General features: G+C 58.1%; 24 protein-coding genes. 14 read left to right on the forward strand and 10 right to left on the reverse strand.

Annotated features, from left to right (window positions below; genetic code table 11):
* Positions 1–77 precede the first annotated feature (77 nt).
* Together LEPTO7104_RS0100795 and petH are read right to left on the reverse strand one after the other, a co-directional pair.
* Positions 78–1,388 (reverse strand): homoserine dehydrogenase, encoded by a 1,311-nt coding sequence (locus LEPTO7104_RS0100795; RefSeq protein WP_017296634.1) that lies wholly within the window; start codon positions 1,386–1,388, stop codon positions 78–80.
* Between the two features lie 115 nt (positions 1,389–1,503).
* The gene (petH, locus tag LEPTO7104_RS0100800; protein ID WP_017296635.1) at positions 1,504–2,763 is read right to left on the reverse strand and encodes a ferredoxin--NADP reductase; all 1,260 of its coding nucleotides are present in this window, start codon (positions 2,761–2,763) and stop codon (positions 1,504–1,506) included.
* Positions 2,764–3,519: 756 nt separating this feature from the next.
* On the opposite strand from petH, the gene LEPTO7104_RS0100805 reads away from it, so the two are divergent.
* Positions 3,520–4,524 (forward strand): phosphoribulokinase, encoded by a 1,005-nt coding sequence (locus tag LEPTO7104_RS0100805; protein ID WP_026072248.1) that lies wholly within the window; start codon positions 3,520–3,522, stop codon positions 4,522–4,524.
* A gap of 88 nt (positions 4,525–4,612) precedes the next feature.
* A complete protein-coding gene (locus LEPTO7104_RS0100810; RefSeq protein WP_017296637.1) occupies positions 4,613–5,017 on the forward strand; it encodes a DUF2721 domain-containing protein in 405 nt (134 codons plus the stop codon).
* 39 nt (positions 5,018–5,056) lie between these two features.
* Here LEPTO7104_RS0100810 and LEPTO7104_RS32175 read toward each other — a convergent pair whose 3' ends face one another.
* Entirely contained in the window at positions 5,057–5,608 is a 552-nt protein-coding gene (locus LEPTO7104_RS32175; protein ID WP_017296638.1) for a hypothetical protein, read from the reverse strand.
* Between the two features lie 250 nt (positions 5,609–5,858).
* Between LEPTO7104_RS32175 and LEPTO7104_RS0100820 the strand changes: the two genes are divergently transcribed.
* Positions 5,859–6,047, forward strand: coding sequence for a CPXCG motif-containing cysteine-rich protein (locus LEPTO7104_RS0100820; protein WP_017296639.1), 189 nt, complete (start codon positions 5,859–5,861; stop codon positions 6,045–6,047).
* Between the two features lie 212 nt (positions 6,048–6,259).
* The gene (locus tag LEPTO7104_RS0100825; RefSeq protein WP_017296640.1) at positions 6,260–7,711 is read left to right on the forward strand and encodes an ion transporter; all 1,452 of its coding nucleotides are present in this window, start codon (positions 6,260–6,262) and stop codon (positions 7,709–7,711) included.
* An 83-nt stretch (positions 7,712–7,794) separates the two neighbouring features.
* Here the strand turns inward: LEPTO7104_RS0100825 and LEPTO7104_RS0100830 are convergent, their stop codons facing one another.
* Together LEPTO7104_RS0100830 and LEPTO7104_RS0100840 are read right to left on the reverse strand one after the other, a co-directional pair.
* A complete protein-coding gene (locus LEPTO7104_RS0100830) occupies positions 7,795–9,786 on the reverse strand; it encodes an iron uptake porin (RefSeq protein WP_017296641.1) in 1,992 nt (663 codons plus the stop codon).
* 461 nt (positions 9,787–10,247) lie between these two features.
* Positions 10,248–11,681, reverse strand: coding sequence for a uracil-xanthine permease family protein (locus LEPTO7104_RS0100840; protein WP_017296643.1), 1,434 nt, complete (start codon positions 11,679–11,681; stop codon positions 10,248–10,250).
* A gap of 502 nt (positions 11,682–12,183) precedes the next feature.
* Between LEPTO7104_RS0100840 and LEPTO7104_RS0100845 the strand changes: the two genes are divergently transcribed.
* The 3 genes from LEPTO7104_RS0100845 (at position 12,184) to LEPTO7104_RS36535 (ending at position 14,632) form a co-directional block, all read left to right on the forward strand.
* The gene (locus LEPTO7104_RS0100845; RefSeq protein WP_017296644.1) at positions 12,184–13,074 is read left to right on the forward strand and encodes an antibiotic biosynthesis monooxygenase; all 891 of its coding nucleotides are present in this window, start codon (positions 12,184–12,186) and stop codon (positions 13,072–13,074) included.
* Positions 13,075–13,143: 69 nt separating this feature from the next.
* A complete protein-coding gene (locus LEPTO7104_RS0100850; protein WP_017296645.1) occupies positions 13,144–13,935 on the forward strand; it encodes a YoaK family protein in 792 nt (263 codons plus the stop codon).
* Between the two features lie 79 nt (positions 13,936–14,014).
* Positions 14,015–14,632, forward strand: coding sequence for a hypothetical protein (locus LEPTO7104_RS36535; protein WP_017296646.1), 618 nt, complete (start codon positions 14,015–14,017; stop codon positions 14,630–14,632).
* A 74-nt stretch (positions 14,633–14,706) separates the two neighbouring features.
* On the opposite strand, the gene LEPTO7104_RS0100860 is transcribed toward LEPTO7104_RS36535, so the two are convergent.
* Complete coding sequence (locus LEPTO7104_RS0100860) at positions 14,707–15,924, reverse strand: DUF4336 domain-containing protein (RefSeq protein WP_017296647.1); 1,218 nt, start codon at positions 15,922–15,924, stop codon at positions 14,707–14,709.
* A 221-nt stretch (positions 15,925–16,145) separates the two neighbouring features.
* Here LEPTO7104_RS0100860 and msrB point away from each other — a divergent pair, with 221 nt between their 5' ends.
* From msrB to LEPTO7104_RS0100880, 4 genes are all read left to right on the forward strand, one after another.
* Positions 16,146–16,661: a peptide-methionine (R)-S-oxide reductase MsrB gene (gene msrB / locus LEPTO7104_RS32185; protein WP_017296648.1), complete on the forward strand. Its 516-nt coding sequence runs from the start codon at positions 16,146–16,148 to the stop codon at positions 16,659–16,661.
* A 140-nt stretch (positions 16,662–16,801) separates the two neighbouring features.
* Entirely contained in the window at positions 16,802–17,242 is a 441-nt protein-coding gene (locus tag LEPTO7104_RS32190; RefSeq protein ID WP_017296649.1) for a hypothetical protein, read from the forward strand.
* Positions 17,243–17,262: 20 nt separating this feature from the next.
* Positions 17,263–18,612 (forward strand): cytosine deaminase, encoded by a 1,350-nt coding sequence (locus tag LEPTO7104_RS0100875; protein ID WP_017296650.1) that lies wholly within the window; start codon positions 17,263–17,265, stop codon positions 18,610–18,612.
* A 218-nt stretch (positions 18,613–18,830) separates the two neighbouring features.
* Positions 18,831–19,829 carry a DnaJ C-terminal domain-containing protein gene (locus LEPTO7104_RS0100880; RefSeq protein WP_017296651.1) on the forward strand — a complete coding sequence of 333 codons (999 nt, stop codon included), beginning with the start codon at positions 18,831–18,833 and terminating at the stop codon, positions 19,827–19,829.
* 106 nt (positions 19,830–19,935) lie between these two features.
* On the opposite strand, the gene LEPTO7104_RS0100885 is transcribed toward LEPTO7104_RS0100880, so the two are convergent.
* Positions 19,936–20,466, reverse strand: coding sequence for a hypothetical protein (locus LEPTO7104_RS0100885; protein ID WP_017296652.1), 531 nt, complete (start codon positions 20,464–20,466; stop codon positions 19,936–19,938).
* Between the two features lie 430 nt (positions 20,467–20,896).
* Here LEPTO7104_RS0100885 and LEPTO7104_RS0100895 point away from each other — a divergent pair, with 430 nt between their 5' ends.
* A complete protein-coding gene (locus LEPTO7104_RS0100895) occupies positions 20,897–21,493 on the forward strand; it encodes an HAD-IA family hydrolase (protein WP_017296653.1) in 597 nt (198 codons plus the stop codon).
* Positions 21,494–21,569: 76 nt separating this feature from the next.
* Here the strand turns inward: LEPTO7104_RS0100895 and sodX are convergent, their stop codons facing one another.
* Both sodX and sodN read right to left on the reverse strand, forming a co-directional pair.
* Entirely contained in the window at positions 21,570–21,944 is a 375-nt protein-coding gene (gene sodX / locus LEPTO7104_RS0100900; protein ID WP_017296654.1) for a nickel-type superoxide dismutase maturation protease, read from the reverse strand.
* A gap of 125 nt (positions 21,945–22,069) precedes the next feature.
* The gene (gene sodN, locus LEPTO7104_RS0100905; RefSeq protein WP_026072252.1) at positions 22,070–22,543 is read right to left on the reverse strand and encodes a superoxide dismutase, Ni; all 474 of its coding nucleotides are present in this window, start codon (positions 22,541–22,543) and stop codon (positions 22,070–22,072) included.
* A gap of 311 nt (positions 22,544–22,854) precedes the next feature.
* Here sodN and LEPTO7104_RS0100910 point away from each other — a divergent pair, with 311 nt between their 5' ends.
* Entirely contained in the window at positions 22,855–23,886 is a 1,032-nt protein-coding gene (locus LEPTO7104_RS0100910; RefSeq protein ID WP_017296656.1) for a DNA/RNA non-specific endonuclease, read from the forward strand.
* Between the two features lie 707 nt (positions 23,887–24,593).
* Positions 24,594–25,115 carry a LabA-like NYN domain-containing protein gene (locus tag LEPTO7104_RS0100915; RefSeq protein ID WP_026072253.1) on the forward strand — a complete coding sequence of 174 codons (522 nt, stop codon included), beginning with the start codon at positions 24,594–24,596 and terminating at the stop codon, positions 25,113–25,115.
* Between the two features lie 79 nt (positions 25,116–25,194).
* Here the strand turns inward: LEPTO7104_RS0100915 and LEPTO7104_RS0100920 are convergent, their stop codons facing one another.
* Complete coding sequence (locus tag LEPTO7104_RS0100920; protein WP_017296658.1) at positions 25,195–26,454, reverse strand: glycosyltransferase family 4 protein; 1,260 nt, start codon at positions 26,452–26,454, stop codon at positions 25,195–25,197.
* Positions 26,455–26,502: the final 48 nt, after the last annotated feature.

Below are 26,502 nucleotides of genomic sequence, written 5' to 3' on the forward strand. Positions count from 1 at the left end.
TTTAGCCCGTCTCTTCTAACGTTACCCGTTCGCTATGAGTGATAAAGCGAAGATCGTGAGGGCCAGAGCAGAGGCGGTTACAACACCCGCAGCACGCTGGCGACGCTGTGAATTTCAGGATACTCGCGCAGCTCATCCAGCGCTGTCTGAAAGTTCGCCTCCGTCACCTCATGGCTGACGATCACAATCTCCGCCCGCGTCTCCTGCTGACCAATCTGCACAATCGACTCCAAACTCACCTGATGACGGCCAAAACACGTCCCTAACTTGCCAATCACCCCTGGCGCATCCTCCGCCAGCAGCCGCACGTAAAAGCGGCTGACGATATCGGCCATGGGGCTGACCTTGCAGTAATGCTGATGACTACAGGCCAGCAGCGGGTTAGTAGCCTGAGGCGTCGTCCCCGCGCGCAAATTAGCCGCCAGGTTCAGCAGGTCAGACACCACCGCGCTGGCCGTCGGCCCTTCCCCGGCCCCGGGGCCAAAGAACATCACCTGGCCAATCGGGTCGCCCTCAATCAAAATTGCGTTGTAGACATCGCTGACCGAGGCCAGGGGGTGGCTGACGGGCACCAGGGTAGGGTGTACCCGCAGCTGTAGCTGATCTAGCGCCTGGTCCGAGGTTTCGTCAAACTCACCGTCGCGGCGGGCGATCGCCAGCAGCTTAACGACAAACCCGAGGCGATCGGCGTAGGCAATATCGGCGGCGGTCACCTGACGAATGCCCTCGCTGTAGACCTCCGAAAGCTTAATCCGACCCCCAAAGGCTAGCGACGCCAAAATCGCGATCTTATCGGCGGCATCCAGCCCGTCCACGTCGGCGCTGGGGTCAGCCTCGGCGTAGCCCAGCCGCTGGGCGTCGGCCAAAATTGCCTCAAAGTCGCCCCCCTCCCGCTGCATGCGAGTGAGGATGTAGTTGGTGGTGCCGTTAATAATCCCCGTTACGGCGCGAATGCGGTTCACCCCCAGGGCCTGCTTCAAGGGCTGAATCACCGGAATGCCCCCGGCTACCGCCGCTTCCAGCAGCACGTAGACTCCCACTGCGTTGGCGGCGGTGAAGATCTCGTCGCCGTAGCGGGCGATCACCGCCTTGTTGGCCGTCACCACATGCTTACCGTGGGCAATGGCTTTGAGAATCAGCGATCGCGCCGGTTCCAGCCCCCCCATCACCTCAACTATGGCGTCGATAGTTGGGTCGCTGACGATGCTCTCCAGGTCGGTGGTGAGGCGATCGCCCCCGATCTCGACCGATCGCGGCTTATCCAAACTCCGCACCCCCACCTTAGCCAGCTCAATCTGCCCCACTAGCGGGTGGCGGTGGGCCGGATCGAGCAAAATTTTGGCCGTTCCGGACCCCACCGTTCCCAGCCCCAGCAGCCCAACACGCATAACCAATGGCCTGAATTCCTTACCGCGATCGCTATGCCCAATTGTAAAGGGATTGCTGCTAGGCAAAAAAAAGAAGGGCCGAATGGGCCCTTCTTTTTTTTGCCTAGCGCGTGACCTAGTAGGTTTCCACGTGCCAGCGGTGCTCTTTCTTCATCTGCTTGCGGAACTCGATCCAGTCGACGCCGTGCTTAGTAGCCGCGACGGTCATGCCTTCGTCAATGCCGTCTTCCATGCCCTTCAGACCGCACATGTAGGTGTGGGTGTTGGGCTTCTGCATCAGGTCCCACAGCTCGTCGGCATGCTCAGCTACGCGGTGCTGAATGTACATGCGGCCACCCTCAGCATTTTGCTGCTCGCGGCTGATGGCGTAGGTGAGCTTAAAGTTGTTGGGGTACTGCTCTACCATTTGCTCCAGCTCCTCTTTGTAGAGAATGTTGGGCGTATAGGGCACGCCAAAGATCAGCCAGGCCATACCCTTGAACTGGTACTCAGGGTTCTTCTGGCGCTCAGCGTCTTTGAACATGCGCCATAGGTAGGCGCGGAAGGGGGCAATCCCCGTACCTGTCGCCAGCATGATGACGGTGGCCTCGGGATCGTCAGGCAGCAGCATTTCCTTGCCCACAGGCCCGGTGATCTTCACATCAGCGCCGGGCTCAATCCCACAGAGGAAGGTGGAGCAGGTGCCGTAGACGGTTTCACCCGTCTCAGGATGCTTGTATTCGAGCTGACGCACGCAGAGCGACACGGTTTTGTCATCCATGTCGTCGCCGTGGCGGGTCGAGGCGATGGAGTACAGGCGCAGCTTGTGGGGCTTGCCCTTGTCATCGATGCCGTCGGGGATAATGCCAATGCTCTGACCCTCCACGTAGTGGAGATCGCCTCCCGAGAGATCAAATTTAATGTGCTGCACAATCCCTGAACCACCATCTCGAACCAGCGGTTCGTTCGACAATACCTTGCCGACATAGGGGCTGTTGGGCTTGTAGAGGTTAATGGGCACGCTCGCAGCGGCCTTGGGCGCGGCTTGAGTCATGGGCTTATTCTTGGTTTGGGTGGGCGCGGTCTCGGCTGGGGCAACAGCTTCGGCGGGCGCGGCCACGGGCGCCGTAATGGGTGTAGGCTCGGCATTGCTAGCGGTACCCACGTCTTCCATGGGTCGAATGCTGACAATCTTGCCGCCCATTCGGGTAATGCGCTGCATCTCTTGATTCATACGGCTGTAGGGCACCGTAATAAACACGCTGCCACTCTTGCGAATGGTGTTGTTCATCTGATCGGTTTCTGCGTTTTGGCGCAGACCCTGCACTTCGTATAAAAACAAACGGCTTCCGGCCACAGTACTGGCGTTGCCGCCGCTCACACTTGGATTGTACATATCTAAAATTCAGTGACTCTCTAAACCCAACTTAAGTGCGACGGAGGCACACCGTCATGACCCGTCGCTTTTGTTCTAATGACCCTACTTCAGGTGGCCCGGCGGCCAGCTTAGAAACGGCGGCACTAGAAATATGTTTAGCTTAGGGTATCACTGTAAGACGGCGTAATGCCGAGGGACAGGAGATTTAGCAGACTGAGTAGCCCGCATTTAACTCTTGCCCGACCTGAATCTATGCCCCAGTGAATGGTTGCACTCTAGTAATATCCTGCGGGAAAGATTGTGTCCTTTGCAGCAGCGGGCGTTAAGTTAATCTAAAATCTCTCCCCAGGCCAAATAGCATCCACTGAGGCCTAGCCGATCCCCCGCCAAAAACTGTTGTGAAGGATACTAGCTTCTGATAGGATGAAGCTAGCTGCGGTAGAAATACTTATCCTCTGGGCTAGCTCGTGCCTTTGGCGGTTTAGCGGGTGCAGGGGAATTGAACAGAAGTCGGCGCTTGGGCTGAGTGTTTACTAGCTTCAGCCGTTCAGGCGATGGTGTTGGGCATATCGGGAAAGGTTCGCTTCCCTGTGCCAGGGCATCTCGGGCTTTACAGCCGCGACATTCATCGGTTAAGTAATGTGCCGCTCGGGGCGATCGCCCCAGAGCACTGGAGATGCAGGCCAAGCCAGGGGTACCTCTGGGGTTGGTGGCTCCTCTGTTACGTTTCAACGCTGGGCTCTATTTTTATAGAAGGTTGTTTAGAGGGAACTTATGATCAGCAAGCCAGACAAAGTAGTTCTAATTGGTGTCGCCGGCGACTCTGGATGCGGCAAGTCTACGTTTCTACGACGACTGAGCGATTTGTTCGGCGCTGAATTCATGACCGTCATCTGCCTGGATGATTATCACAGCCTCGATCGCAAGCAGCGTAAGGCGGCTGGGGTGACCGCCCTCGACCCCAAGGCCAACAATTTTGATCTGATGTACGAGCAGATCAAGGCCCTGAAAGACGGCAAGAGCATCGACAAGCCCATCTACAACCACGAGACCGGCGAACTCGACCCCCCCGAGCGGGTTGACGCCAACCGCATCGTCGTGATCGAAGGCCTGCACCCCCTCTACGACGAGCGCGTGCGCGAGCTGATTGACTTCAGCGTCTACCTCGACATCAGCGATGAGGTCAAAATCGCCTGGAAGATTCAGCGCGACATGGCTGAGCGTGGCCACACCTACGAAGACGTATTGGCCTCCATCAACGCCCGCCGCCCCGACTTTGAAGCCTACATCGACATCCAAAAGCAGTACGCCGACGTAGTCATTCAGATTCTGCCCACCCAGCTTATCCCCAACGACGAAGAGAAGAAGGTGCTGCGGGTGCGCCTCATGCAGCGGGAGGGCATCGAAGGTTTCGAACCCGTCTACCTGTTCGACGAAGGCTCCACCATCGACTGGATTCCCTGCGGGCGCAAGCTCACCTGCTCCTACCCCGGCATTCGCATGCACTACGGCCCCGACTCCTACTACGGGCATGAGGTCTCGGTGCTGGAGGTCGATGGCCAGTTCGATCGCCTCGAAGAGCTGATCTACATCGAGAGCCACCTCAGCAATACCTCCACCAAGTACTACGGCGAAATGACTGAGCTGCTGCTCAAGCACCGCGAGTACCCCGGTTCTAAGAACGGCAGCGGCCTGTTCCAGGTGCTGGTGGGTCTCAAAATGCGCGCCACCTACGAGCGCCTAATCGCCGCCAACCGCGAAGTAGCCGCCACCGCCTAGGATCTGGCTCAATGCGCTGAGCGCGATAGCGTATCTGGCTCAATCAGGAGAGGATATCGATGCGGATGTCCTCTCCTTTTTACGTGCCATGGAACTGACTACTCCGGCCCTGCTGTTTCCCGCTATTTCGCTGCTGCTGCTGGCCTACACCAACCGCTTTCTGGTGCTAGCTCAGCTGATTCGTCAGCTGCACAGCGCCGATCGCGACTATTTTCAAACCATGGTGCAGCGCCAGATCGCCAATCTTCGCCAGCGCATTGCCCTAATTCGCCTGATGCAGGCCCTGGGGGTATCGAGCTTTATTTTTTGCACCCTGTCGATGCTGGGCTTGTTTGTAGCCCAGCAGCAGCTGGCGGAGATAATGTTTGGCCTCAGTCTGCTGCTGCTGATGGCGTCGCTGCTGACCTCGCTGTACGAAATTGCCATCAGCACCCGGGCGATCGAGGCCGAACTGGCTGACATCGACGCCAAGTGTCGTATTCCCCCTAGCTAGCAATTTAGGCCAGGCGGCATCGAAGCCCGGAAGCAAAGCCTACTGACTCGTCAGAGTCAGGGTCTGGTTAGGCTCTACCACTACCACCCGCTGGGCGGTTACATTGCCAATCACGGCTCCGGCGGCGGCCCCACCAACAATACTACCAATGGAGATGCGATTGCTGAAAATCCCCCCCAGGGCGGCCCCGCCCGCCGCGCCAATACCAGCGTCGGTCAAAATAGAACCGGTAGAGGTTTCGCGCGGGTCTTTGATGTCGCGCAGCAGCTCACTGGCGGCGTTGACCGGGTAAACCTGGTTGTTGACTTCTACCGCTGTGGCTACGTAGCGCACACCACCCTTGGCTGGCTCAAACCGACCCCGAATGGTGGACCCGGCAGGAATACTGCGCCCATTGAGGTTAGTGGCGGCTCCGACTCGTAGGGTTTGCTCAACCGTTGCGTTGGTGTTCAGGTAGAGCCTTTCGCTGTTGGGGGTAACCGCCTGAATAGGCGACGAGACAAAGAGCTGAGCCTGGGCAGCGGACGCTTGCCCCAGGACAGCCACAGGGCTTAGGGTTAGGGCCAGGGCGGCTAGAAAAGTTGCTTTCATCACGACCTCTAAAGGGAATTGAGAATGAAACGGTACGAGTTTTGTAGCGCAGGGGTAGAGTAAGTAGCGAGTGGTAGCCGAGGCCTGCTGAGGCTTGCGGTTAAACTTGTGGGCAAGGCGCTTCAGGGCTACTCAGTGGGCTATGGGTTTAACCTCAATCCATAAAGCTTAGCGTCAAAGCTTACCTATAGAATATGAGGACGTGTTGAGTAGTTCCCATGTTCCGATCTGTCGTCAAGGTCACCTCCTAATGGAATCTACCGCCGAATACACCTGCGCCTTTTGCGGCGAGCCCAACACGACCTTTGTGGATCTCTCTGCCGGGCTGACCCAAACCTACACTGAAGACTGCCAGGTGTGCTGCCGTCCCAATCAGCTCTACATCACGGTGGACGATCTTTCCCTGGCGATCGACATTGCCGCCGATTTTGTGGAGTAGCTCTGTAAGCTCTGGGGTTCTGGACTGAGCGGCTGCGGGCGGGGGCATTTCTGTTGCCCCTGGGCAGTTAGCTACCCCTAGCTTGGGTATGCTGGGCGAGAATGGCGATCGCGCCCCGTCCAGGCCAGTTGTCACCCCAGCCCCCGGTGTCTGGGCAGTACCCTCAGGCCTGCTCACTATCTCGCCTCCAGAGCCTATGGCACTGCTAGACTATGCCCGCCGCGCCCCTAACTCCCTCTGACGCCTTCAAAGCCCGCTTAAACAAAATCCTGCAAACCCCAGCCCTGGAATTTGCGCTAATTGGGCTGATTTTGCTGTCGGTAGTGCTGATTTTTTTAGAAATTTCCACCAGCCCAACTCAGCCTGGCTATAGCCAGCTGCTGCACCTGCAAGCAGCGCTGACGGCGGTGTTTTGGCTAGAACTTGGCGCCCGCTGCTGGGCCTCTAACAACCGCTGGCGCTTTTTGCGCCTCTACTGGGTCGATATTCTGGCGGTGCTGCCTTTTCCGATCCAGTTTCCCATTTTGCGGCTGCTGCGGCTGTTGCGGCTGCTGCGGGCCAGTGCGCTGCTCAACCGCAATCTGGCCCGAGTCTCCCCCACCCTGGCCCTAGGGCTAGGGGCTCAAATTGGAGTACTGTCTACCATTGGCGTGATCGTGCTGATTGGGGCGCTGGGGCTGTACCTGATCGAATCTGGCACCAACCCAGGCGCTGACACTCTGACAAAAACCTTTTGGTGGAGTCTGTTTACCCTAGTCGCCTCCGAACCCGTGGGGGCTGAGCCTGAAACCCTGCTGGGGCGACTGCTGGTTTTAATGCTAATGCTGGGTGGCCTGACCCTGTTTGCGGTCGTGACCGGCCTGGTCTCTGCAATTATGGTGCAACGACTGCGTACGGCGATGGAGTTTCGCGCTATGGAACTGGATGAACTGTCGGGCCACACGGTGATCTGCGGCTGGAACCGCAACGGTGCCCACGTGGTAGAGGAAATACTGTTTGACCCCGATATGCTGCACAGCGCCATTGTGGTGGTGGCTGAGTTTACCGAAACCCCCGAAAAGGAGTTGCAGCATCTGAATTTATCCAAACTGTATTTTCACTCGGCCGACTATACCCGCATCGATGCCCTGCAAACCGTCGGCATTGCCCACGCGGCCAGGGCGATTCTGCTGGCCGACACCTCGCGGCCTCGCAGCGACCAGGACATAGATGCCCGCACGGTACTGGCTGCCCTCACCATCGAAAAGCTCAACCCGGCGGTGTACACCTGCGCTCAGCTGCTCGATCGTCTCAACGATGTCGAGCTAAAGGCGGCCGGGGTAGACGACGTAATTGTGGCCGATGAGATTACCAGCCACATCATTGCCACCTCGGCCCGCGCCCAGGGGTCGGTGGATGTGCTGGCCGAGCTGCTCACGGTGCAGGTGGGCAACCAGATCTACAAAGTGCCGGTGCCCCTGACCTGGGTTGATTTGCCCTTTTGGCAGGCGGTCGAGCGCATGAAACAGCGCCAGGACGCCCTGCCCATTGCGGTAGAAATTAGCCAGTCGGCGGGGCAGCCTAAGCGGCGCACCCTGGTCAATCCCCCCGCGACCTATCGCCTTGCCTACCGAGATCAGCTGGTGGTGATTGCTCGCAAAATGCCAACCATTGTTGAAGATTAAAGCTTAAAAAAAGCCCCGTCTGATCATCGATCGCAGACGGGGCAGCGGACACACAGATTTACCGCCTTGACGGCAGGGTTAACTTAGAAGGACAGCTCGGCCAACATGTTAAAGATGAAGATGTCGGGGTTGCTGCTGAAGTTGTTCGCCTGCTTGATCCAGTAGAAAGAGGGCATAAGCGCAATGTTGCGGTTGAGCGGGTAGCGGTAGGTAAACTCTAGCTCCTGCTGCCGCCCGCCATCGCCATATCCTGAGGCCAGAAACTGCTCTCCGCTGACGACACTAAACGGGACAAGATAGGAGACGGTAGCCAGCGACCCTTCCCTAAACAGGTTGGGAAAGGCAACCCCGACCTGGAAGGACTGGGCGTCGATACTGCCGATGCCGACTCTGCTAGTGGCAGAGGTTAAGTCGACGCTGCCGTAGCTGTAGCGGCCAAACAGCCCCAGCCAGTCTACAGGCGTCCAGTCGAAGTTCACCAGAAAGGTATCGGCTGGGGCATTGGTCAACGGGCCGCCAACGCCATCGTCGGCAAAGCCGTAGATGGGTTCGCTGAAGGTGCCACCGATCTGCCCGGCGCTGTTGGGCGTCAGGTTAGATCGGGTATACAACAGCCGCAGGTTGAAGTTGTTGAAAGGCCGCACGCCGATCTGACCGGTAATAGTGCTGGTGCCCCCAAACAGACCGACACTCGGATCTTCAGGCGCCTTAGGGCCACCGATAAACTCAGTGTTTTCGGCCAGATAGCCCACGCGCACATCCAGCCAGTCGGCAACATCCCAGACCGCGATCGCCCCCGTGCCCCGGTCAACGGCGTTGACCTGGGTGCCGCCGCTGGAGTTAAAGCTGTTAGCCCCAGTCAGGAAAAAAGTGTAGCGGTTGTTATCGAAGTAGGCGTACCAGTTAACGCGAGGGCCAACGTCGATGGTAATGCTGTCCCCCACCGGGAAGGAATAGCTGAACTCGCGGATAAACACGCTAAAGTCTTGCCCAGAAGGTACCCCACCCTGATTCACAAAGGTTGTACCAAAGGTATTAAACAGACCCGCTGAGCCGTAGAGGTTGGCGGGGCCGGTTCCGGCACCAGTAAGCAACTGTAGCTTCAGGCGATCGCTGCCGCTGAAGGAGGTGTCTAAGTTAAGCCAGAGCAGGTTGGTGGTATTGATCGCAGGGTTGCGGGAGATGGTGCGCACCGTGGTTCGCCCATTGGCCCCCCGAGGCCCCGTGGCAAAGATATTGACACCCTCGGCCAAAATATTGCCGTTGGTGAAACCGCCACCAAGGTTAGAAAACACCTGGCCCCGCAGCTTGGTCACGGTGGAAAACTGCTGAGCTTGTAGCTCGGCGGTGTCTGCTTCAAGCTGGTCTACCCGCCCCCCCAGGGAGGCCAGTTCGGCGGCAAACTCCTCTTGCAGACGGCGGATGGTGGCCAAATCCTCCTCAGAAACATCGCTGCCCAGGGTGCTAACAATGACATCCAGGCAGGCATTGAGGCCAGCGGCAAACTCAAAGCGGGTCAGGGAGCGCTGCCCCCGAAAGGTGCTGTCGGGATACCCCTGAATGCAGCCATAATTTTCGACCAGGTTGCTGAGTGCCTGAAAGGCCCAGTCGGAGGGCAGCACGTCAGAAAAATCGGTAACTCGGGTCACCTGGGCCAGGTCACTTGCCGCAGTTGGGCTTACCTTAGTATCGCTTTCAAGCCCCGCCTCCAGGTCGTCAACCCGAAACATAGCGGCCTCGGCGGGGGCCGCCGGTGGCTCAGCCGCGGTGGGTTCAGCAGCCTCCAGTGGCTCAGCAGCCATTAGAACCCCGGGAGCTGCTTCAGCAGACTCGGCTGGCGCAGCTGCGCCAGCGGTCGACGCCAGGGGGGCTAGCCCAGGGGCGGCGTCTCCTTCAGCCTCGGGGGCGATCGCCGCGATCGCCGCCTGGTCACCCTCATCTCCAGTCTCCGTCGCAGGCACAGCCGCTACCGCAGTAGTAGCCGACAGCAGCAGCACCGAAGCTGCCACCAGGCCACGCTCACCATTATTCACGCAGAGGCGCGCCAAAGCCCGCCAGGACAAAACGTTCACCATTGATTTTCCTCACACCTAAACACATCCACACATTCGTCGGCCCTTAGGAACTTAACGGGCACCAACCCGTCTACGGCCATTAGACCTCGTCGTTCCTAAGCCATGAGAAACGGTCTTAAAACCCTAGAAAGCTGCCTGGACACTCACCCGGCTTTCCTGGATTTCTCCACCGTTGCCGACCTCTCAAGCCAAATAGCCCCAGCCGCTAGGGGCAAAATCTTGACCGTGGGCTAAATCAAAGCCCACAGCATGCAAAACCACTCGCGCCACAACCAGAGGTGGGCCTGGCCAAGGGCCTTCGCCCAGCCCCCCTCCAGAGGAAATCTATTCTGAGACATCAGCATCAGCAGGTCAGCGCAGCGCACTGACCTGGCCGCCGCGACCTGACGCACTGACTCAACCCTGCCCTGTGGCCGCCAGAGTAGACTGCGCGGCCATGGAGCAGCCCATCCAACCCAACGCTAAGCCTCAGAGAGCTCGGCGCTGGGTTCGACCCTAACCTTAGGTCGACCGGGCAGCAGGATATTCAGCAGAATGGCCGTTAGACCACCGGTTGAGATGCCGGACGAAAACACGTTTTTGATCAGTGCTGGTTTGTCGGCAAAAATGTCGGGGGAGTAGACCACCCCCAAACCCAGCGCCAGAGACACCGCAACGATGACTGCAGAGCGGCGATCCAGCCCGGTAGAGGCCACAATATTCAGTCCGGCTACGGCAATGGAGCCAAACATGACCAGGGTTGCCCCACCTAAAACCGACTGAGGAATAACCTGAAAAATACCCCCAATAATAGGGATCAGACCCAGGATGGCAAAGATAGCCGCCACGTAGAAGCCTACATAACGGCTGCCCACCCCCGTCATCTGAATAACACCGTTGTTTTGACTGAACGTCGTATTCGGAAAGGTGTTTAGCAGAGCCGCAATGGCTGAGTTCACGCCATCGCCGAGCACCCCGCCCTTGATTCGGCGGAAGTAGATTGGCCCCGAAACCGGCTCACCCGAAACGGCCGAGGTGGCCGTCAGGTCGCCGATGGTTTCGATCGCAGTAATCACGTAGAGAATGATAAAGGGAGCAAAGGCAGCAAAGTTGAAATCGAGGCCGTAGCGCAGGGGCAGGGGCAGCCGAATAATCGGCAGGCTGCTGAGGGAGCTAAAGTCTACTAAACCCAAAAAGATGGCAATGACGTAGCCAATCGCCAGCCCGATCGCGATCGCCCCCATTCTCAAAAAGCGATTCTGCGACAGAGTCAAAAACACCACAATGGCCAGCACCAGACCGCCCAGGGCCAGGTTTTGGGTGCTACCAAAGGTCTCAGTCTTCAGCGCCGCCGCCCCTCCAGCCAGGCTAAAAAAGCCGGTTTTAATCAGGCTGAGGCCAATAATCATGACCACAGTGCCGGTTACCACCGGGGTAATAATCTGCTGGAGCAGATGCAAAAATCGGCTCAGAATAATTTCGATGGCGGAGCCAAAAAAGCAAACACCAAAAATTAAGGCCAGCGCCTGTTCGGGAGTACTGCCGCTGGCGACAGCCGCCGTACCTACCCCAATCACCGGCCCCAAAAATGCAAAGCTGGTACCCTGCAAACTCAGGAGACCAGAGCCTATAGGCCCAAACTTGCGGCACTGAATAAACGTGCAGATACCGCTGGCAAACAAAGACATGCTGACGATAATGCCCGTGTCCGCAGGACTGACCCCCAGCGCCCCACAGATGATTAATCCTGGGGTGATGATGCCCACGAACGCAGCCAAAACGTGCTGAATGGCAACAAAAATAGACTCGCCGACCGGCGGCTTATCGGTCAAACCGTAGAGCAACTCAGACTGAAAACTAATTCTGTCACCGCCCATCTCCTGCTCGATGGTGCTTTCGCGGTCTGCCTGTGACATGTACCCTCCCACAACAGTATTTTGTAAAATGTCCGATTTTCCCGACCTAAGCCAGAATTGCAAGCAGCATCAACATTTTTTGTTCACTTAGTTACCAAAAACCTGCTTTGCCGCTGAAATGGGCAAATTCCTAAAGAAAATCCACCCACTTCCCCCAAAAACCAGTGAATCTGCCAGTTGAGCAGCGTCATCATGAATACGGTGCACTGTATACACATATTCAGAAAACTTATAGGAGAAAGTACAGAGAGATTCTGTAGTCCACAGCACAGGACTGGTTGAAAGTCCCGCAGTTTCCACGATTACAGCTGAGTCGAGATCGCCTTCGCAAAAGATAGCGGTCGGCCATCGACACCTAAAAGCCAGGGAATCGCCAGGGAGGCGTCGCTTTGAAAGCGTATCTAGAGTAACAAAGTTAGCCCTGGGCAGCGGCTACGATAGGGCCTCAAACTATATAAACCATTCGTATCAACACCTTTTTCACCACAAGGGCTAGTTATCTATGGTCAAAGGGCTGGGAAATATCCTCGGGGCCTGCCTGCTGAGCTTATGTTTACTTCTGCCCAGCTCCCCCGCCTGGGCCGACAAGGTGGCCACGCCCATGGTGTTTAATGCCGGTGACGACGCGATCGTAGTGCTGTCGCTTTACGAGACCGACCCTGCTACCCAGGCCGATGCCGTTAAGTCGTTTTATAAGATCGCGAAATCGTTTTACAAGACCATTCCCGGGTTTGATGGGCTGGGTTTGTTTTCCAGCGCCGACGGGTACCGGGTTGTAGAACTCAGCCAGTGGGAAGATCAGGCCAGCTACGAAACCTTTCAGGCGTCGCTGGCGGGGGACGGTGCAGCAGAGGACTATACCAAGTACTACGAAAAATACGCCAGCGCCAAGGGCGAAAAAGGTAAGGGCAAAGGCAAAGCGAAAGACACCCCAGTTGACTTAGGGGAACCGTTTTTAACCGCTACTTTTGCCGTTGAGGATGTGGTTTCGCCGCCGGGTATGGTTGCGGCAATTCCGGGCAGTATGGCCGTGGTGCAGATTAGCGACATTACCGCCGACTCCTCCGATCGCCAGGCCGACCTCATGGCGGCAGGAAGGGCGATTTTGGCCGATTTGCCAACCCTTTACCCAGCCCCCCGCACCGCCGTATTGCTCAAAGGCATCGATACTCCCCACATTGCTCTGTTGGCCAATTGGGGCAGCGCAGCCGAATTCAGCGATTTAGATCAAATCCCCACCCTCAAGCTGGCGATTTCCAAACCGGAGATTGGAGAGGCGGATGCTGAAGATACAGATGCTGGGCTAGACGAATTTGCCTTCACCACAGATAGCCATCTGTACCAGACCGTTAAGATGATTGCCCCCAAACCTGAGACCTACTGCAAGGGGTAATACCGTTAGCTCTGCTACCGACGACAGGCTAACAACCTCCGATGATGACCCCAAGTTTAGATATCTATCATGGTTGCGAGTTCTCCTACAAAGTCTGAGTTTAGCCTTGGCAGCTACTTTCTCAGCGATGGCCCAGCCGGGTTCATGCTGAGCTGGGTGGCGGGGTTTGTCGACACCTCGGCATTCATTATACTGTTCGGCATTTTTACGGCCCACGTCACCGGCAATATTGCCCTGGCCGGGTACGAGTTTGTAATGGCTGACGAAGAGTCTGTAATTACCCACCTGCTGATGATTCCAGCATTTATGGTGTCGGTGGCGGGGACGTCGCTGCTGGCCCGCTATGCTCGTAAGAAGAAGTGGCCTGTTTTTGCGATCTTACTAACCGCTGAGGCCGTGGCCTTGACGATTTTTTTGATCGTGGGCGTCAACTTGTCTCCCGCCCTGATTTTCAGCGTCCAAGAAGAATATATTCTGCCCATTGGCATTGCTGGGGTGGTGGCTATGGGTATTCAAAATGCCTTAATGAAAGAGGCAAAAGGCGTCTTCAAAAGCTATATTCCCACCACGGTCATGACCGGCAACACTACTCAGCTCACCATTGACTTAGTTCAGGTGGCCATATCTAAGTTTGCTGCCGCTGGAGATGAGAAAGCCGCTTTGGCGGCAGCAGAATCGGTAGAGCGGATGGGCCGAGTTGTGCCGATTATTTTAGGGTTTGCCCTGGGAGGCCTGGGGGCAACCTACTTTGTGTTAATTTCTGAAACCTGGTGGAGCCTGGTGATACCGGTAATTGTGATATCGTTTATGGCAGTTGTGGCCTTCTCTGAGCATTTTAAAGCAGTAAGTGACGAGAGCTAGGCGGCCCTCTGCGGTCGACGGTTGCAGTTCTAGTCGTGTCAAATAGAGTTGTGTTAAACAGATAGGAGAATTCCCCGATATGTTGAGAAAGCTGCTCGCCATTGCGCTGTGCACATTGGTTTCACTCACCCTGGCCGTTAGCCCTGCTAGTGCTAATCCGTTCCCTTTTTCGCTGCCGTTCTTTAACAATATTGATTTGACCGAGGGGCAAGCGGCGCTCATTGAAGAGCTTCAGTCCAAATACGTGCCCGAAATTGAGAATATTCTCTTCCCTGAGCAAGCCGAAAAGTTTGAGCAGGCCATTCAAGAGGGCTACAGCCTTCGCAAGGCCTTTAAGAGCATGGCGCTGACCCTTGAGCAAAAGTCAGAGCTGGCCTCGATCATGAAGACCATTCCCAAAGGTGAGCTGTTTGCTGCCCTCACCCCGGAGCAGAAAAAAGAGGTCTTCATGAACAAGAAAGAAATGTTCATGCCTACGCCGGAAGAGATTGCCGAAAAAATCAAGATAGGTATGGAAAGCAAAGGGATGTTTGCCCCCGATGTAGAGGGTGCTGAAATGGCCCCTACCCCCGAAGAGATTGCTGAAAAAATCAAGCTGGGCTTTGAGAAAAAGAAAGAATTCATGCCCACCATGGAGGAAATCAAAGAAAAGATTTCGGCCAAAATGGAGGCGGCCATGGAAGCGACAGACGAGTAGGCCTGCCGCTGTTTGCTGTTTTCTCTTCAGCAGAGGCCCCAGGGCCTCTGCTTTTTTGCAACTGTTTAGTGACCCTATTTAAGTGAACTCTGTTTAGTCAGCTCTGCGCGGGGGCGAGCTATGCCCCGGCTGATGAGCAGAGCCTCAATTTGCTGAAGCAGTTCAAAGTCTGCCTCCGGTAGGGATTGACTGGGCTGGGCTGGAGCGCTGCGCAGGAACTCAAAGGCGGCTAGAAATTGGGCTGGGGTAGCGGCAACTGGAGCTTCCAGGTGGGCGGGGATAATGCGCTCAAACTCCCAGGTGGCCACGGCGCTGGCCCAGTCTAAAACCGCCTCCGGTCCTCGGTTAAAAATCAAGGTTTTGAGGATCGGGGCGACCTGCATTTGGCCGTGGTTGTGCAGGGCCGCAAAGGACTGGGGCCAGTCGGGCCGCCAGCGGAAGGGGTAGAGGCCAAAGTAGTGCTGGCGCGATCGCACCGGGGCCTGCTTCGCCTCTCTAAACATGTCTCCCGCCGCTGCCACATCCAGCGTGCTGGGGCGAAAGTAAAAGGCAAACAGGGCGATCCGCTGCCAGCCCTTGCGCCGGTTGGCGGGGGTATCGACGATTGCCTCGGCGGCACTGTCTCGGGCGTGGAACAGCAGCGGAAAGGGGTCGAGCTGGAGAATCGCAGGCGGCTCTGCTGGAATCGCCACGATCGCGTCGGTCACCAGCAGCGTGCGGCTGGCCCGGTGAAAGCAGGCCGTCTCGCCAAAGGGGCCGAGGCCCAGATCGATTTTGGGCAGCAGGGCGTAGTCTACCTGGTCGGCAAAGGGGGCCTGGGAGCTATCGGCAGGCAGCAGGTGGGTGCGATCGCCCGGCAAACCCAGCCAGGGCAGCGGCAAATTGAGCGGAAAGCTCCACTGGTTAGGGGTGACATAGACCTGGGCGGCTGGAAAGCGGCGGGCAAAGGGGCCAACAAACACCTTGTGCTCAATGCCCGTTACCGTAGACATGACAATGTACTTGACCGGACCGTGGCGCTCCTCTAGCTCGCGCACCAGAGCAATGCACTCAGAGGTAGGGGCCACCGGGGAGTACACCAGCAGCCCGGTGGGTTCCAGCCGCACCACCGTCATGCGAATGGGCACCACCACGTAGAAAATGCCCTGGAACTGCTCAAAGGTCCACAGGGTATCTTTGACCACTTCTACCCGCTGGGTGGGGCGCTGCCCGTAGGGGTAAAGGGGCACTACGGGCCAGAAGGGCCAGGCGCGATCGCGGCGGCTAAAGGGAGCAGAGGTAACAACTGACATAGGGGTTCGGCGGCCATCCCTGAGGGACATCAATGGTAGTCATAGCCTACTAAAGAACGGGGGTTCAGGGGAATTGGGGCAAATTCTCACGGCCCTATCAGGGTTGCCCAGGGCAGATACGTTAAGTTAAATAAAACGGGCCGCCGGGCGATGGCGAAGCTTCCTTTTAGGGAATCGCCTGCCTGCAACCGGCCTATACCTATCGATGGTTTGACCCCGCCATGAAGCGACGTAAGCTCCTAGAAGCCGGTACCGCCGTAGTTGGCGGCACCTGGCTGCTCAATCACCTAACCGCTGAGAGTTTTTCTAAACAACTAGACACTATGGCCACTACCAACGAGCAATTTACCGTTAACCACACCGAAGCCGAATGGCGCGATCAGCTCACCCCCGAGCAGTTTCGGGTGCTGCGTCAGCACGGCACCGAGCGGGCCGGTTCCAGCCCCCTCGACAAGGTCTACGAACCCGGCACCTACAAGTGCTCGGGCTGCGGCACCCCGCTGTTTACCTCCGACACCAAGTTCAACAGCGGCACCGGCTGGCCCAGCTTCTACGCGCCGATTGAGGGGGCGATCGCAACCACCACCGATCGCTCCTTCTTCATGACCCGCGTAGAGGTGCACTGCGCCACCTGCGGCGGCCACCTGGGCCACGTCTTCCCCGACGGCCCCGCCCCCACCGGCCAGCGCTACTGCATGAACGGCGTCTCCCTGGAGTTTGTGCCCGAGCAGGCCTAGCGGTTGGCCCGACTTAGCGGCCCCGATTGCCCCAGGGCGATCGGGGTTTTTGGTTGCAATTCCTGTAACCCTGGACGGCTTGCCCAGGCGGACTCCCTAGAATAGGGCCACAGTCAAAGGAGACCGTGAAGGAGATCGCTATGGGCAAACAATCGTTATGGCGGCGGTGGTGCGGGCTGGCTGCTGGCGCCAGTCTGCTGGTTTTGGCCGGAGCCTCCGCCGTAGATGCGGGGATCGCAGCCACAGGCCTTGCCCAGGCCGAACCCGACTCGGCCCTGCCGGAGGTCTGGCAGCCCGCTAGCGAAGATAATCAGGCGCAGATTTGGCATGTTGTGCTGCAAAGTCCGCTGGGCATTGCGGCCCTGAACCAGCTCGCCATCGAAGGGTTTATTAGCCCTCTCTGCGAAAAGACGCTCTATACCCACGCGGTCTACGAGTCATTTCAAACCCTGATGCAGGTGCAGTGCCCCACCCCGCGCGGCGTCTCTGCCGCCCGCGCCTACGACGAAATGCGCATCACCTTCAACCGCTTTGAAGACACCATCACCGACTTTTCGATTGAGCGCATCTATGCCGAGTGATCCAGTGATACGGTAAGGCCATGACTCGACCCCTTGATGAGCTTTTGGCTAACCGGCCCACTGGCTACTGGCTGTGCAACGCCCGCCTTCCCCTCGCCTGTCTCGATGCCGCTGCCCCCCTGCGCACCCCCATTGCTGAACTCGCGGCCTCTCCCCGCCTGGAAGAGCTAGTCGCCGCCCACCTGCGGATTCAGGATGGGGCGATCGCGGCCCTGGTGCCAGCCTCCTTGCCCCCAGACGACGGCCTGCCCCGCTACGATCTTGGCCAGGGCATGGTGTGGCCCTGCTTCGCCGACTGCCACACCCATTTAGACAAGGCCCACACCTGGTTGCGTAGCCCCAACCCGGACGGCACCTTTGCCGCTGCCCTCAGCGCCGCCGCCGCCGATCAGCGCCGCTGGAGCGCCGAAGATCTCTACCCCCGCATGGCCTTTGGCCTGCGGTGCAGCTACGCCCACGGCACCCACGCCGTAAGAACCCACCTGGACTGCCTGGAGGGCCAGGCCAAAATCAGCTTTGCGGTATTTGATCGACTGCGGCAGGAGTGGGCCGATCGCCTTACCCTCCAGGCCGTCTGCCTGGTCTCGGTGGACTACTACGATCGCCCCGAAGCCGAAACCCTGGCCGATACTGTAGCCAGCTATGGCGGCATTTTGGGCGGCGTGATCTACCCCCAGCCCGGCCTTGAAGCCCAGATCGATCGCGCCTTTGCCCTGGCCGAAGCGCGGGGCCTAGACCTCGATTTTCACGCCGACGAGAGCCTGGACCCCCAGGCCGAGGGGTTGCGGATCGTGGCCGAAACCAAGCTGCGCCGGGGGTTTACGGGCCGGGTCAACTGCGGCCACTGCTGTAGCCTGTCAGTGCAGGCGGGCGATCGCGTCCAGGACACCCTCGCCCTGGTCAAAACCGCCGGGGTCAGCGTGGTCAGCCTGCCGATGTGCAACCTCTATCTGCAAGACCGCCAGCCGGGCCGCATGCCCCGCTACCGGGGAGTCACCCTGCTGCCGGAGCTGCGCCAGGTTGGCGTAGCGGTGGCCCTAGCCAGCGACAACTGCCGCGACGCCTTCTTTGCCTACGGTGACCACGACATGGTGGAGGTGTTTACCCAGTCGGTGCGCATTGGCCAGCTCGATCGCCCCTTAGGCGACTGGCCCCAGGCGGTAACGCGCACCCCGGCCCAAATCATGGGGCTGGAGGCGGGGCTGATTGGCGTCGGTCGCCCCGCCGACCTGGTGGTGTTTAAGGCCCGCAGCTTTAGCGAACTGCTGGCGCGGCCCCAGGGCGATCGCGCCGTGATTCGCCAGGGCATCCCCATCGACACCACCCTGCCCGACTACGCCGAACTCGATGCCGTCGTCGGCATCAGCTAACTCCACCTCCCCCACGCTCCCATGCTCCCCCTCCCCCACTCCCACCCCACCTCGACCTGGAAAACCGAACTTCGCTGAGGCCTTGGGTTTGCTAGGCTAAACCCAGGTTTGGTAGACGGTTGGGGAGATAGCGACAGCGCCTCTCCCTCAGCCGAGAGTTGACTACAATAAAGTCGCCTTTTAGGCAAACACTGGCGCGGGTTTTTAGGAGGACAGGCATGGCTGCTACGGGCTTTAAAGACTACTACGCGGTGCTGGGCGTCAGCCGCACGGCGAGTGCCGACGACATCAAACAGTCGTTTCGCAAGCTGGCCCGCAAGTACCACCCCGACGTTAACCCTGACGACAAAACCGCTGAGGCCAAGTTCAAAGAGGTCAGCGAAGCCTACGAAGTGCTCTCTGACCCCGACAAGCGCAAAAAATACGACCAGTACGGCCAGTACTGGCAGCAGGCCAGCCGGGCCGGGGCCGGGGCCGGAGGTGCCTACGGCAGCCCCTTTGGCGGCCCCAGCGATGGCGGTTTTGACTTTAGCAACTACAGCAGCTTCGACGAATTTATCAACGAGCTGCTGGGCCGCTTTTCGACCTCCGGCGGTGGCGGGCGATCGTACTCCTACGGTACTCCGGGCGGCGCTCCGGGCGGGCCGGGCTTTGGCTACGACACCGCTCCCCCCAACCAGTCCTTTGATCAGGAGGCCAGCATTCGCCTCACCTTTAGCGAGGCCTTCCACGGCACCCAAAAGCGCCTGCGCATCGGCAATGACAGCGTTGAGGTGCGCATTCCCCCCGGGGCCAAGCAGGGCACCAAAATTCGCCTCAAGGGCAAAGGGCCGATGAACCCCTACAGTAAGCAGCCCGCCGACATTTATCTGGTGGTGCAGCTCGACACCCACAGCTTCTTTAAGCTGGAGGGCGACAGCCTTACCGCCGAGGTGCCCATAGCCCCCGACGAAGCGGTGCTGGGCGGCAAAATCGACGTGCCCACCCCCGACGGCAGCGTGACGATGAACCTGCCCGCGGGTATTCGCTCGGGCCAGAGCCTGCGGCTGCGGGGCAAAGGCTGGCCCAGCCCCAAGGGCGATCGCGGCGATCTGCTCATCAAAGTTGTGATCACGCCCCCTGCCACCCTGAGCGACACCGAACGCCAGCTCTACGAACAAATTCGCGACAGCCGCACCGCCAGCCCCCGCCAGAGTTTGGTAAATACCCAAATCTAGGCACCTCGAGCCTGTTGCTGCGCTTTTTGGCTTAAAAAAAACCACGGTAGGAGCACCACATCCGGTGCCCCTACCGTGGTTTTAGAGATGGCCCAGTTGGGGTAGATCAGGTCTCCTCGGCTCGGCGCAGGTCGCCATAAAACAGGCTCAGCAGCGCGCCGCAGCCCACCAGCTTTAGCGCCTCTAGGCCAAAGTACAGGCCGTGCATGCTGTCCATCGCAGCCGGGACAGCGGTGGGGGCGAAGGGGTCTAGGGATGCGCCCAGCGCGCCCATGGCCGGGGCGATCGCGTAGGTCAGCACCAGGGTAATTCCCAGCAGCCCGACGGCAATTTCGGTGGACCAGCGGCTGCGGAGACCGCTGGCAATCACATCCTGCTCGCGGCGAGACTGGCGGGCCACCAGCAGCCCGGTGAGAATAACGCCCACACAGAGCAGCTCAATGCGATTAAAGACCCAAAACATGGCGTAGCCAGCGGGGCCAAAATCGGGCTGGCTCATCATGCCGCCCACGTATAGACCGGGCATAATCACAAAATCCATCAGCAGGCTGCTGCTGAACCAAAACATGAGCGCGAACAACACCGCCCCGACCCAGCGGGTGGGCCTAGCAGCGGCGGAATGGGATAGCGTATTCATCGATGTATGCCTTGTGACCTATAGATAGCAAAAGCTTGGATTAAGGAACAGAGCAAGAGCTGAGTTCCTTATTTATCAATGATTTCAGCCTAGCGAACTTTATTGGCTGCCGGTGTGAACTATTCTTTCGGCGCCGCGATTTCGGCCTTGCCGTTACACAGCGACACAAAGGCGAAAACCTTTTGAGAATTAGGGGTTAGGGCGATCGCAGGGGGAGCACAAACGCCCCTTTCGAGAAAAAAACGTAACCTCCTGTCACAGACGGTAATGCTCTGGGGCATGCCCTTGCCAACCTGTACTGTCGACTGGCTTGCTCTAAAAAGCGGCAGCCCAGGAGTCGGACTGATCCCAAATCCAGGCTTGCAATACGGACACCGGGGGCAAAGCCCGGTTAATGTGGGTCTGGTGAATTTTTGGTGGGGCAGCGGCAATGGCCATTACGCACATTGTGTGTGACATGGGTGGAGTGCTGATTGAGCTACAGTGGCTCGATCGCGTCAAAGATCTGCTGGGTCGCCCCGTGACCATTGACGAGGTGCACAGGCTCTGGGTGAGCGCCCCCAGCGTGGTCGATTTTGAAAGCGGGCGCAGCGATTTTGACGGCTTTGCCGCCGCCTTCGTGCAAGACTTTGATCTGACGATCGCCCCGGCGGTTGTGCAGCACGAGTTTCTCGAAATCGTGCGGGCGCCCCTGCCCCAGTGCAGCGAGGTGCTGGCTGCCCTCAAACCCCGCTACCACCTGTCGCTGCTGTCGAATACCAACCCGGCCCACTTCGATCGCCTGCGCGATCGCTACGACTTTTTCGACTATTTCGATCAGCTCTTTTTGTCCTACAAAATTGGCCTGATCAAGCCCAGCGCCGCCATCTTTGAGTACCTCTTAACCACCCTCGATACCCCCGCCGATGCCGTGGCCTTCTTTGACGACGGCGATCGCAACATTGCAGCCGCTCGCGCTGCGGGCATCCACGCCTACCGGGTCGATTCCCCCACCGAGATCATGGCCGTCGTCCAGGGGTTTTCGTAGTTCTTGCAATCGCTCGGGCTGTCCATAAACTGTCCAAAAAATCAGCTGTGCGCGGGGGTAAACTGGCAGACCCACGCTACGGAAACCGGCACACCACCCGACCCAAAATCTCCTGCCGTGGAACCAGGCCAAACTCGCGGCTGTCAGTGCTGGCGGCGGCGTTGAGCCCCTTCAAAAAACAGCCCTCGCCATCGGCATACACCACCCATTTAATCAGCCGCAGACCCGGCTGATGGGGATGGCGGGCCACCACCAGATCCCCCGGTGCGGGAAGTTGCAGCCGGTAGGCAAGGGGATCGACCAATACCTCACCTCCCGCCTCCAGCAGGGGCAGCATGGACTCACCCACAACGCGAAACCGCCGCCGCCGTCGCAGCAGCCACAGCACCGCATCGGCGGGGCGACTACTGCGCAGCTGCGACGGCGGCGCGGTTAAAAGGGGATCGTTCACCGGTATCGAACCTAGGGAAAGCGATGGTGAAACTGGCAAGCCAGGGAAATACGAGGATCAGGCACAGCCTTCACCGTTCCCATCCCCCCTATCTTCCCCATCTTCCTCACCTCCTCTACCTGCATCTAGCTAGCGGTGTACCAGGAGACATCGCGGTTCTTGGTGGCCCAGAACATGTTGTGGATTTTGTGCACGGCTTCCATCAGCTCGGTGGCGTGCTGAACGCTGACCTCTACCTTGGTGGCAGAGCAGAGCTTGGCGGCCTTCCAAAAGGTGTCGTGCAGGTCGGGGAACTGCTCTAGGTGCACGGGCTTGAAGTAGTCGGTCCACAGAATTAGCAGCTCATTTTTGGTGATTTGGGCCTGCTCTTCTTTGATCGCGGTGTAGCGCGCGAAGGTGTTGTGGTAGGCAACGGCAGCGGCCTTGTCGCCACCAGCGGGTAGCTCCAGATCGACCAACTTTTTGGTCATCGACAGCACGGCTTCGGCGGCGATGCGGGCCGAAGAGGGGTCATAAACGCCGCAGGGGCCATCGCAGTGGGCGTGAACCTCAGCGGCGGGGAACCATGCCTGTAGCTGGGCAATTGCTTGATTGAACATAATCATCCTAGTAGTGAATGGGTATAAAGCGTAAAAACGGTAGCGTTTGACAATTCCTGGTGCCTCTGGCCTCAACTGCGCCCGCTCTGGATAGGTATCCCTATGCCAGGCAGGGGCATAGGCCAGGCCACGTCTCACATTGTTAACGCTATCGAGTCCTTCCGCAACCTTTAAGCCTCCTCCTGACGATAGATTCGGCCTGAGAAAGGGGCACGTAGCCCTTGCCCAGGCTCGGCCTTTGAGTACATTTGTATGAGTCAACATCCCAGTCGTCTGGGTTCTTTAAATTAACCACCTGTAACTACTTAGCCATGGCCTTTTTTCAGATGCGTTCCTGGAGCCGATTGCTGGTGCTGTTTGCCCTGGGGGCTGGGCTGGTAGGCTGCGGCGATCTGCTGCTGCTGGCAGGTAGCTGGATGACTCCGGTGGACCGCTCAACCCTGCCCCCCTGCGTGGATGATGACTGCAACTGCGGAGACTTTGCCAGTCAGGCCCAGGCTCAGACGGTGCTGGATGCCTTTGCTCGCGACCCCTATGGCCTTGACGGCGACGGCAACGGCAAGGCCTGCGAGCTACTGCCCCCGGTACCGCTGCCGCCGGATCCACCGGCTCCCCCCTCTAGCAATCCTCACCTGGTGCTGGGCAACCCCAGCCAGGCGGCCACGACAAACCCCAACAACTATATAATTCAGCGAAATCAGTACGTGCTGTCCTACAGCCGCGATCGCAACCTGATCAACTGGGCCAGTTGGGAGGTGGATGCCGCCTGGCTGGGTTCGGTCAAACGCCAGGATAACTTTCGCCCCGACGGGGCTCTGCCCGCCGGGTTTTACCAGGTCACCCCCAACGACTACCGGGGCAGCGGCTACGATCGCGGCCATGTGGTGCCCTCGGGCGATCGCACCCGCACTGCAGGCGACAACGCCGCCACCTTTCTGATGACCAACATCCTGCCCCAGGCCGCCGAAAACAATCGCGGCCCCTGGCGAGAACTCGAAGAATACGGGCGGGATCTCGTCTACCAGTACGATCACAGCCTGCACGTGTTTGCCGGGGGCTACGGCAGCCAGGGCAGCCTTGGCAACCGGTCTATCGCCGTCCCCTCCCGCCTGTGGAAAATCATTGTGGTGTACGATCGCCTCCCCAGCGGCAGCCTCGGGGTGGGGGGCGACACCCAGGTCATTGCCGTGGACATGCCCAACACCGATCAGGTCGACCCGGACTGGCGGCACTACCAAACCTCGATTCAGCGCCTTGAAGTGGCCACAGGCTATACCTTTCTAGACAATTTGCCCCCTGAGCTTCAGAGCGCTTTAAAGGCTCGGCCTAGCGATGTACCCTAGGCCGCCCCCGTTCTGCCATTCCAGAATTGAGTGTGAGCGTTTATACTGGTTTGAAAGATAACGCTACGTTTAGGGTTTATGCATGATTTTAAGTCTGAATATTAGTTAGGAGTTAAAACTGGCAGGAGTTAAGACTAATAGCACTGGTACCGGTCGCAATGGCAACCCATTATGTCCCCATCGAATGGGTTTCAGTCAGCGGGTGTATCGATGAACAGCTTTGGGCAAAATCGGGAGTTTCTACTCTTCCCCAGGGTTTATGCTGACTGATCTGCGGGGTGGTTAGGCTGTGGGGGATACCCGCCCAAGGGCCGGGGCTGAAGACGGCTTTTTACGACCAGGGTAATTGTCAGGGGCTAAAGCGTCGGCACGGGCTTTTATGGCCTGACCATGGCGTAGTTTAAGCCGTGCCTGCACGGAGGCTTTATTGCTCTATGAATCATGGGTTGGAGCCAGGGTTAAGCTGATGCCCAATCCACGATTGGCCCAAGCGACCCTCCCCAGGGCAAGTTTGCTCCCGCCCTAGATTTTTTGGGGAGAAACCGTTACACTCTTACCCTTGCTTATATATGTGAACGAGTGGGTTCTGTCTAGCCGCTGGTCAGCGACCTTAAGCAACTGTCTAGGTGTTTAGCTCAATCAATCAAAAATCCCGACATCTACGCCGATTATAGGTACTTTGTTAAGTTGATTACTAAATAATATTTATGTCTAATAAGTACGGTTTAAAGCGCTTATCGATATTCGTAGACGGCAACAATATGTTCTACGCCCAGCAAAAAAACGGCTGGTTTTTTGACCCCAAGCGGGTTCTGGAATATTTTTTAAGCCTGGATGGCGGCGCTACTCTGGTCAACGCCTTTTGGTACACGGGCCTTAAAGACCCCCAGGATCAGCGGGGCTTTCGAGACGCGCTGATCAGCCTGGGCTACACTGTTCGAACTAAAATCCTCAAAGAATATTACGACGATACCTCTGGTCGGTACTCCCAAAAGGCCAACCTTGATATTGAAATCGCGATCGACATGTTCAACACCGTCGATCAGTACGATGAGGTGGTTTTATTTAGCGGTGACGGTGATTTTGAGCGCGCCATTGAGCTGCTGCGCTCTAAAAATACTCACATCACCGTAGTCTCTACCGAGGGCATGATTGCCCGCGAACTGCGCAACGCCACCGATCGCTACATCGACCTCAACAGCGTGCGCAAGTATATCGAAAAAGACTGACTCTGCCCGCGCGATCGCCGCCGCCCCGCCAAGGGCACCGGCAGCGCTGACGCTGCGAAAACAGACGGCTCTACAACGGCTATAGGCCTCTACCCGCACCCCCCGCCAGCTCGGGTAAACCCCTGATTGAAAGGGTTTTGGTGAACTGTTGCCGGGCAGGCCAGGGCCGAGACGCCAGGGCCGACAGCGCGTCCACTAGGCCCTCGGTGGCGTAGTCGTAGCTGTAGCGGCAGATGTGCGCCTGAGCGGCCTGCCCCCACTGGCGCAGCGGACTGCCATCTTGGTCAAAGGCCCGCCGCAGGCAGCCCGTCAGGGCATCAATATCCCCCGCCGAAAAAACCAGCCCCGTCTCAGGTTTGACCAAATCGGCTGCGCAGCCGACCTGGTCGCTGGCGATCGCCGCCCGCCCCAGGCACATGGCCTCGTTGATCGCCAGACCCCAGGTTTCGCCAGGCCCAGCGCTGGGCAGCACCAGCACATCCCCCGCCGCATAGGTACGGGGCATCTGGCTCTGGTTTTGAAACGGAGCAAAATAGATATGACAATTTTCAGAGGCCTGGGCCTGTTCTTTTACGGCGGCCTCCAGTTCGCCAGACCCGACAAATAGTAGGGAAACCTGCGGCAAATTGGCCTGCAAAAAAGCCCGCAATAGATCCAACGGACGCTTTTTAGGAATTAGCTTTCCGGCAAACAAAATCACTTGATGATTGGCGGGAATGCCCAATTCTCGCTTCCAGGCCGTTGCCTCTTGCTGGGCAGTAGCGGCCTGGCTTATGAAGCGATCGTTGTCGATCGCATGGGGGGAGAAAAACAGCCGTTCATCCTCAACCCCGTGGTACTTAAAATAGTCGCGATTTGCCTGCCCCACATACAAACAGGCCTCAAAACGGCGATAAATTTGCGTGATCCACTGGCGCTTTAGAGCTGCTTTTGCGCCAGTCTGCGGCACCAGCCGGTGGGAATCGCCCCGAAACAGCAGCGGCGTATCGCGCCAGCCGGCCAAAAATCGGTAGAGGCTGACGTAGTTGTAGTTCATCATCAGCACTGCATCGGGCTGAAACGCCTTCACCTGGGCCATCAGAGTAGGGTTTTGCAGCCCCCAAAAGTGGCTGGTGCCAGGGCGGCGGCTGATATTGGGCACAAAATCATAGTCGTAGCCCTCCAGCAGCGGAATATCCCACTGAATCGCCTGATTAAACTGGCGATCGGCCTGGGCGGTAATGCCAAAATCCCACAGGTAAAACACTCTCAGGGTGAGGTCAGCGGCGGTGGTCAGGTGGCGAAACCAGGGCGCGTAGTACTGGATCGGGTGGGAGGTGACGATCGCAAGACGAAGCATAGCAAGTACCAATTTTGAATATTTTGAATCTTGAATTTTGAAAGACGG

The organism is Nodosilinea nodulosa PCC 7104 (genome assembly GCF_000309385.1).
In the GTDB taxonomy this organism is placed as follows: domain Bacteria; phylum Cyanobacteriota; class Cyanobacteriia; order Phormidesmidales; family Phormidesmidaceae; genus Nodosilinea; species Nodosilinea nodulosa.

Excerpts from the sequence above, each read along its gene's own strand:
- LEPTO7104_RS0100795 (WP_017296634.1), bottom strand. The coding sequence starts at position 1,388 with ATGCGTGTTGGGCTGCTGGGGCTGGGAACGGTGGGGTCCGGAACGGCC.
- LEPTO7104_RS0100915 (WP_026072253.1), top strand. The coding sequence starts at position 24,594 with ATGTCTAATAAGTACGGTTTAAAGCGCTTATCGATATTCGTAGACGGC.
- LEPTO7104_RS0100830 (WP_017296641.1), bottom strand. The coding sequence starts at position 9,786 with ATGGTGAACGTTTTGTCCTGGCGGGCTTTGGCGCGCCTCTGCGTGAAT.
- LEPTO7104_RS0100880 (WP_017296651.1), top strand. The coding sequence starts at position 18,831 with ATGGCTGCTACGGGCTTTAAAGACTACTACGCGGTGCTGGGCGTCAGC.
- petH (WP_017296635.1), bottom strand. The coding sequence starts at position 2,763 with ATGTACAATCCAAGTGTGAGCGGCGGCAACGCCAGTACTGTGGCCGGA.
- LEPTO7104_RS0100840 (WP_017296643.1), bottom strand. The coding sequence starts at position 11,681 with ATGTCACAGGCAGACCGCGAAAGCACCATCGAGCAGGAGATGGGCGGT.
- LEPTO7104_RS0100895 (WP_017296653.1), top strand. The coding sequence starts at position 20,897 with ATGGCCATTACGCACATTGTGTGTGACATGGGTGGAGTGCTGATTGAG.
- LEPTO7104_RS0100820 (WP_017296639.1), top strand. The coding sequence starts at position 5,859 with ATGGAATCTACCGCCGAATACACCTGCGCCTTTTGCGGCGAGCCCAAC.
- LEPTO7104_RS0100860 (WP_017296647.1), bottom strand. The coding sequence starts at position 15,924 with ATGTCAGTTGTTACCTCTGCTCCCTTTAGCCGCCGCGATCGCGCCTGG.
- LEPTO7104_RS0100850 (WP_017296645.1), top strand. The coding sequence starts at position 13,144 with ATGGTTGCGAGTTCTCCTACAAAGTCTGAGTTTAGCCTTGGCAGCTAC.
- LEPTO7104_RS32190 (WP_017296649.1), top strand. The coding sequence starts at position 16,802 with ATGGGCAAACAATCGTTATGGCGGCGGTGGTGCGGGCTGGCTGCTGGC.
- LEPTO7104_RS0100825 (WP_017296640.1), top strand. The coding sequence starts at position 6,260 with ATGCCCGCCGCGCCCCTAACTCCCTCTGACGCCTTCAAAGCCCGCTTA.
- LEPTO7104_RS0100845 (WP_017296644.1), top strand. The coding sequence starts at position 12,184 with ATGGTCAAAGGGCTGGGAAATATCCTCGGGGCCTGCCTGCTGAGCTTA.
- LEPTO7104_RS0100920 (WP_017296658.1), bottom strand. The coding sequence starts at position 26,454 with ATGCTTCGTCTTGCGATCGTCACCTCCCACCCGATCCAGTACTACGCG.
- msrB (WP_017296648.1), top strand. The coding sequence starts at position 16,146 with ATGAAGCGACGTAAGCTCCTAGAAGCCGGTACCGCCGTAGTTGGCGGC.
- LEPTO7104_RS0100910 (WP_017296656.1), top strand. The coding sequence starts at position 22,855 with ATGGCCTTTTTTCAGATGCGTTCCTGGAGCCGATTGCTGGTGCTGTTT.
- LEPTO7104_RS0100875 (WP_017296650.1), top strand. The coding sequence starts at position 17,263 with ATGACTCGACCCCTTGATGAGCTTTTGGCTAACCGGCCCACTGGCTAC.
- LEPTO7104_RS0100885 (WP_017296652.1), bottom strand. The coding sequence starts at position 20,466 with ATGAATACGCTATCCCATTCCGCCGCTGCTAGGCCCACCCGCTGGGTC.
- LEPTO7104_RS0100805 (WP_026072248.1), top strand. The coding sequence starts at position 3,520 with ATGATCAGCAAGCCAGACAAAGTAGTTCTAATTGGTGTCGCCGGCGAC.
- LEPTO7104_RS32175 (WP_017296638.1), bottom strand. The coding sequence starts at position 5,608 with ATGAAAGCAACTTTTCTAGCCGCCCTGGCCCTAACCCTAAGCCCTGTG.
- sodN (WP_026072252.1), bottom strand. The coding sequence starts at position 22,543 with ATGTTCAATCAAGCAATTGCCCAGCTACAGGCATGGTTCCCCGCCGCT.
- LEPTO7104_RS36535 (WP_017296646.1), top strand. The coding sequence starts at position 14,015 with ATGTTGAGAAAGCTGCTCGCCATTGCGCTGTGCACATTGGTTTCACTC.
- LEPTO7104_RS0100810 (WP_017296637.1), top strand. The coding sequence starts at position 4,613 with ATGGAACTGACTACTCCGGCCCTGCTGTTTCCCGCTATTTCGCTGCTG.